The 5971-nt window shown below is 37.5% G+C and carries 7 protein-coding genes; all 7 read left to right on the top strand.

Going from position 1 to position 5971, the window contains the following annotated elements; genetic code table 11:
• The first annotated feature begins 147 nt into the window (after positions 1–147).
• Positions 148–774: a hypothetical protein gene (locus CH352_RS18855; RefSeq protein WP_100708302.1), complete on the top strand. Its 627-nt coding sequence runs from the start codon at positions 148–150 to the stop codon at positions 772–774.
• A gap of 1415 nt (positions 775–2189) precedes the next feature.
• On the top strand, positions 2190–2900 hold the full coding sequence (locus tag CH352_RS18845; protein ID WP_100708301.1) for a hypothetical protein: 711 nt from the start codon (positions 2190–2192) through the stop codon (positions 2898–2900).
• A gap of 265 nt (positions 2901–3165) precedes the next feature.
• On the top strand, positions 3166–3414 hold the full coding sequence (locus tag CH352_RS18840) for a ChpI protein (protein ID WP_100708300.1): 249 nt from the start codon (positions 3166–3168) through the stop codon (positions 3412–3414).
• Positions 3401–3742, top strand: a complete 342-nt coding sequence (locus CH352_RS18835; protein ID WP_100708299.1) for a type II toxin-antitoxin system PemK/MazF family toxin — start codon at positions 3401–3403, stop codon at positions 3740–3742. The genes CH352_RS18840 and CH352_RS18835 overlap by 14 nt, the downstream gene beginning before the upstream one ends.
• 171 nt (positions 3743–3913) lie before the next feature.
• Entirely contained in the window at positions 3914–4948 is a 1035-nt protein-coding gene (locus CH352_RS18830) for a hypothetical protein (RefSeq protein ID WP_100708298.1), read from the top strand.
• Between the two features lie 225 nt (positions 4949–5173).
• Positions 5174–5458, top strand: coding sequence for a type II toxin-antitoxin system RelE/ParE family toxin (locus tag CH352_RS18825; RefSeq protein ID WP_100708303.1), 285 nt, complete (start codon positions 5174–5176; stop codon positions 5456–5458).
• Between the two features lie 13 nt (positions 5459–5471).
• On the top strand, positions 5472–5777 hold the full coding sequence (locus CH352_RS18820; protein ID WP_100708297.1) for a HigA family addiction module antitoxin: 306 nt from the start codon (positions 5472–5474) through the stop codon (positions 5775–5777).
• Positions 5778–5971: the final 194 nt, after the last annotated feature.

Here is a 5971-nt window from a genome sequence, read left to right as displayed (position 1 = left end):
TTCTGTCACTGCGCTTGCTTGTGCGCAAGCTCGTGCCATTGCGAACGTCGCCAAGCCTTGGTCGTTAGTCGCCATTTTTAAATCTTCATGGAAACTACATTTATTCAAACTCTAATTACTCTCATAATAGGCGTGATTTTAGGAAGTATGAAGGACCTCTTTTTTGACTTACAATCAAAGAGAAGAGCGTTAAGAAAAGCCTTACTTTACTTAATTGAGGTGTGGGCTGATATTATAAGATTTCAAAGAAAGACTTTATCGTTAGAAATTTATATTGAAGAATTAGGTAAACGATTCCCAGAATTATCGGCTGATGTGTTACTATCAGTTAAAACTTCTATAGGATCATTTAGCGAAATGGCAGATTCAACGTTCTTAGGAAATGATGATATTGAAGATAAGCTGTTTACTGAAACTTTATTGAAAATTGCTGAAGATGATCCACTGCTTGCCTTTGAATTAGAAGCGCAAGTCTTTGCACTGGACTATTTAACCGTTCTTCATAACAATTATAAAGAGATGTTGCATGATACTGATTGGAGTAAAATAAGCGAATTGTTAAAACTTATTACATCTGCAGATTTTAAAGATAATATAAATGGGTTAGAAAAAAATATTCTTTTAGTAGCGGGAAAAATTGGATTTATAACAAAAATAAAAACACGTAAATTGCTTACTGATAATTTCAATATTCCTGATGATCAAATAAAAAATAACATTGATAAGATTATTGAATCAGTTGCTACCGCGTTAAAAGTAAAAAACGACGCCTAACTATCGGCTCTGGCGTTGCGCTTCGGGTCGCTTGCGCGCCCTCGCTCCAGGCTACGCCACATTCGCTTCTGTCACTGCACTTGCTTACGCAAGTTCGCGCCATTGCGAACGTCGCCAAGCCTTGGTCGTTATCCGAACATCCGATAAATTTTTTCTTTTTTATTTTCAGGTTAAATATTTTTCTATAGAGCCGTGTAAAATTTTCTGTAGGCTTGGTCCGCTCCTGAGATATTCTGTTGCCGAGATTTGGGTTTCATCTTGATGATTAGTTTGCAGATAATGATTCCGACTGGTGCAGTAAACGGAGCGGGGATTTTGCATTTGAAAGAAGAATGCTACAGCAATGGCAATTTACTGAATTAGCGAATTGCAAACAATTGAATGCACCGTGTTTGGATCGGACGTCGGATAACTTCCGGTGCCTCCGCGCCGCTCGGGGTTCACTTCGTGACCCGCTCGCTTGGGCTTCGCCACATTTGCTTCCGTCACTGCGCTTGCTTACGCAAGCTCGTGCCGTTGCAAACGTCGGAGCACCTCGGTCGTTAGGCGCAATATCGCGATTTTATTTTACTTTTTTATTATATAAGTTTTGAATTTTGCCTTAGAACCGAATTAAGATCTACTTTAAGTTGGGTCGCTTTTTCCCCTTTTCTTATCATATACTGTAAGACTGAAAGATCTTAGTAATGTTGGGTGCACTGTGTTAGGAGCGATACTGCGCCTAACTATCGGCTCTGGCGTTGCGCTTCGAGTTCGCTTACGCGACTCTCGCTTCAGGCTACGCCACATTCACTTCTGTCACTGCGTTTGCAAAGCAAACTCGCGCCATCGTGAACGTCGCCAAGCCTTGGTCGTTAGCCGAACATGATGCAAAAATATTTTTTTAAAAGTAAAATAAGTTTAAGCGCAGCGGCTTTAACTCTATTTGCGATATGACTTATCCAAGTGTAGGTTTAAAGTGATGTCTGTTATTATTCTTTAGCTACTTCTGAGTATTATATTGCATTGCGTCAGAGATTTCGATGCGTATAATGTTAACGTAAATTAAAGGACTGGTTATCCAAAATTATCTTGTTGTTTTGTGGCTTGCGCTCTTTTTTATGATTTTGTTTAAATAGATTCTTTATAGCTCTTGTTATGAAAGATCGTGAAGTATCAAAGGGACAATTACTTAAATAGTAGGGTAGTTTTTAAACTACTGTAATAGATTGCATCACGTCAGCTAACTTTCGGCTTGGCGTTACGCTTCGGGACACTTACGCGCCCTCGCTCCAGGCTCCGCCACATTTCGCTTTGTCACTCGTCTTGCAGAGCAAGTCTCGCGCCAAGTCCTTCGGACTCGCGAAACGTCGCCAACCCTTGGTCGTTAGGCGTAATAAACGCTTAAAAATGGAATTGCTTAATATCGGAGAAATATGGACCTAATAATCTCAATTATCATTAACATAACAGTTTCCGTTCCCGTTAGTTCTCTTCTTCTTTTTTACTTAAAGTCATGGATTGGCTCCGGGTTTTCCAAAAAAATAGAAAGATTTAAGAACGATTTGGAAAATTTAAGAAAACAGCAAGAATTTGAATTTAAAAAATCTTTGGATGATTATTCATTATATTCTGTTAAGAAACATGAAGTCTATCGTGAATTATATGTCCTATTTTCCGAAAGCATGGGACTTCTGTTCTCACTGTCTGGCTTGATGTTGGGCCCAGATTATAATGTCTTATCAAAGCAGGATCTTCTAGATCTAATCTCTGATCTCGATATATTTGATTATGATAAGAAAAGGATTTTAAACGAAGTAGCTAACCTTGAAAAAGAAGTAATAGTTAGAGAAATCCTGAAAGCGGAATATAAAATTAGTGTTGATAGAGCAGATAAAAAGTTTGTTCAATTTAAAAATTATACAATTGTGAATGAAATTTATTGCGCCGAGAACCTAAATCTGATCATTACCGAAGTTATCGCTGAAATGGCTAAATTAATTACTGCGGGAAAGATTAGAGCTTACAATAAAAGCATCAATGTAATTGAGACAGGTATCAAGGAAGAGGAAGTTAAAACTCGATTGTTGGAGTTGAAAAATAACTTTAAAACTATTGTTCGTGAGGGTTTATTAACCCCTGATTAAGCGTTTACTACGCCTAACTATCGGCTTGGCGTTGCGCTTCGGGACGCTTACGCGCCCTCGCTCCAGGCTCCGCCACATTTCGCTTTGTCACTTCGTTTGCAGAGCAAACTCGTGCCAAGTCCTTTCGGACTCGCGAAACGTCGTCAAGCCTTGGTCGTTATCTGCAATGCCCTAAAATTTCTTGTGTAAGTAAAAGTTTGAATTTCTTAAAAAATATTCCCAATTTCTCATTGACTCAGGTATAACCACAGTTATACCTATGAATATGAAGACTGCCGTTTCTATTCCGGATGAATTATTTAAAACCGCGGAAAAAACAGCTAAACGACTTGGAATTCCTCGGAGCCAGCTTTTTGCCAAAGCATTAGAAGAGTTTATTGAATTTCATAGTAAAGAATCAGTTACAGAAAGTCTAAATAAAATTTATCGTAAGGGAAACGATAGCTCTAAAGAAAATATAAATAATTTATCCATCGAATTACTCCGTAAGAGTTTAAAAAATGATTCGTGGTGAAATTTGGTGGGTAGATTTAGGAATTCCTTTCGGTAGCGAACCTGGTTTTAGAAGACCTGTTCTCATTGTGCAAGATGATTCTTTTAATGAAAGTAATATCAATACAGTAATTGTTATTTCCATTACATCAAATTTGAATTTAGCCGAAGCTCCTGGAAACGTAACCTTATTAAAAAAAGATTCTAATCTTTCAAAAGACTCAGTTGTAAATGTTTCTCAATTAGTAACTTTAAATAAGGAACGATTTCTTGATAAAGTTGGTAAATTGAAAGCAGGCAAGATGGCTGATGTTGAAGAAGGGTTGCGGTTAATTATTGGTCTAAATTAACGGGCACTGCGTATAACTTTCGCCTCAGCCGCAGCGCTTCGGGCTTGCTACGCAACCCTCGCTCCGGCCTCCGGCACATTTGCTTCTGTCACTTCGTTTGCAAAGCAAACTCGTGCCATTGCAAACGTCGGCTAGGCTTGGTCGTTATGCGACAGTTTTAGGAAATATATTATGCAAGAAAAATATACGACTTTCCTTCTGGGAGCGGGTGCTAGCTATTATTCCATTCCAATAATTGCCAATTTTAATAATAGAATGGTTGCCTTTAGTGGGTATCTAGCTAATCTCGAAAGCTTTGGAGACGAAAGATTTCCAAGTGTAGATAAAATTACTGAGACAGTCGAGGAAGTTAAGCGACAATTTATAGAAGATATTGATTGGTTAACAAAAGAAGCTGGCAAGAATTCTGTTGATTTTGTTGCTAAAAAATATTGGGATAAACCTGATCGAGAAAAGTATCAAAAGATAAAAGCAATAATTTCCGCATATCTTTTGCTTGAGCAAAGTACAAGTGATGGGCAATACACTGCTCTTGACTATAGGTGCGCAAGCTGGATTACCAAAATAAATATTAAGGAAAATGGTTTTGCATATATAAATCCAAACTATAAAGTCATTAGTTGGAATTACGATCTACAGATTGAGAAAGCATTAGCCACAATTACTAACTTTGTTGATTATGATGCCCTTATGAAATCGTGGAAAATATATCCAAATCCCGGAAGAAAATCAAATGAAGAAATCTCATTGAGTGATATTTCCGTTGTAAGATTGAACGGAATTGCTGGGTTGCATATTGCACAAGGCGCAGTAACTGGGATTTTTCGAGCTGCATTTGAAGATTTCTCAAAACAATTAGTATCGCAAGTCTTGAGAAGCTACTATCTATATGCTCATAAAAATGAATTCTTAGATCCTATATTTTACTATGCCTGGGAAAACACATCTTTTAGTGAAAAGGCAATGTCGTTATCTCTTGAAATTGCAAATAATACAAAAGATTTGATTATCATAGGATATTCTTTTCCAGATTATAATAAAGATATAGATAAAAAAATACTGAGTGCTTTTAACTCACTTGAAAGGGTTGATGTTCAGACTAATGATGCAGACTTTGCAAAAATAAAAGATATATTTGAAACGTATTGCTCAAAAGTAAAAAAAATTACTTTAAGAGATTTAGATCAGTATTACCTTCCTTATTAAAACCGTCGCATAACTATCGGCTTGGCGTTGCGCTTCGGGACGCTTTCGCGCCCTCGCTCCAGGCTCCGCCACATTTACTTCCGTCACTGCGCTTGCTTACGCAAGCTCATGCCGTCGTAAACGTCGCCAAGCCTTGGTCGTTATACGCCATGCTTTAAATCTTCAAAAATGTGAAAATCTGTAAATAATGGTGGTTGACACCAGTATAATTTGAAGCTAATATGGATTGTGATTCTATCTTTTTACGATAAAGAATCTGAAACTATTTGGTTAGGTAAGTTTTCTAAAAAATTCCCAAAAGAAATTCAGAGAACAGCAAGACGAAAATTAATTCACATAGATAGCGCAAAGAATATTGAAGATTTAAAAATTCCTCCGGGAAATAGACTTCATGCTATGTCAGGAGATAGGCAAGGTCAGTATAGCATAAGTATAAATATGCAATATAGAATCTGCTTCTCCTGGGAAAACGGAAATGCTTCGAATGTAGAAATAATTGATTATCATTAGGTTAAAATAGGCGATGAATAAAGAATTAATGAATATCCACCCTGGAGAAATCTTATTAGAAGATTTTTTAAAACCTATGGGAATAACTGCCTATAAGCTTGCTCAATCTACTCATATTGATCAGAAACGAATTAGTGAAATAGTTCATGGTCGTCGCTCTATCACTGCAGACACCGCACTTAGATTTTCTAAATTCTTTGGTAATTCGCCGGAGTTTTGGTTATCAATACAGGCTCATTACGATTTAGAGATTAAACAGTATGAGCTTAAAAGTGAACTAAAAACGATTAAAAAATTTCGAGAACTTCAAGCTATTTAATAAATAAAGCACGGCGTATAACTTCCGGTGCCTCCGCGTCGCTCGGGCTTCGCCACATTCGTTTCCGTCACTTCGTTTGCATTGGCAAACTCGTGCCGTTACGAACGTCGGAGCACCTCGGTCGTTAGACGCCATAACGCTTGAAACGAATGCCGGACATCCTTGTCCGGCTTGATTTTAAGATATTATTTCCA

It is taken from the genome of Leptospira hartskeerlii (genome assembly GCF_002811475.1).
Taxonomy (GTDB): domain Bacteria; phylum Spirochaetota; class Leptospiria; order Leptospirales; family Leptospiraceae; genus Leptospira_B; species Leptospira_B hartskeerlii.
The sequence above is the reverse complement of the archived record's forward strand: the minus strand, read 5'-3'. Positions and strand labels throughout refer to the sequence as shown.

Coding starts and splice junctions, on each gene's coding strand:
- CH352_RS18855 (WP_100708302.1), top strand. CDS start 148: ATGAAGGACCTCTTTTTTGACTTACAATCAAAGAGAAGAGCGTTAAGA.
- CH352_RS18845 (WP_100708301.1), top strand. CDS start 2,190: ATGGACCTAATAATCTCAATTATCATTAACATAACAGTTTCCGTTCCC.
- CH352_RS18840 (WP_100708300.1), top strand. CDS start 3,166: ATGAAGACTGCCGTTTCTATTCCGGATGAATTATTTAAAACCGCGGAA.
- CH352_RS18835 (WP_100708299.1), top strand. CDS start 3,401: ATGATTCGTGGTGAAATTTGGTGGGTAGATTTAGGAATTCCTTTCGGT.
- CH352_RS18830 (WP_100708298.1), top strand. CDS start 3,914: ATGCAAGAAAAATATACGACTTTCCTTCTGGGAGCGGGTGCTAGCTAT.
- CH352_RS18820 (WP_100708297.1), top strand. CDS start 5,472: ATGAATAAAGAATTAATGAATATCCACCCTGGAGAAATCTTATTAGAA.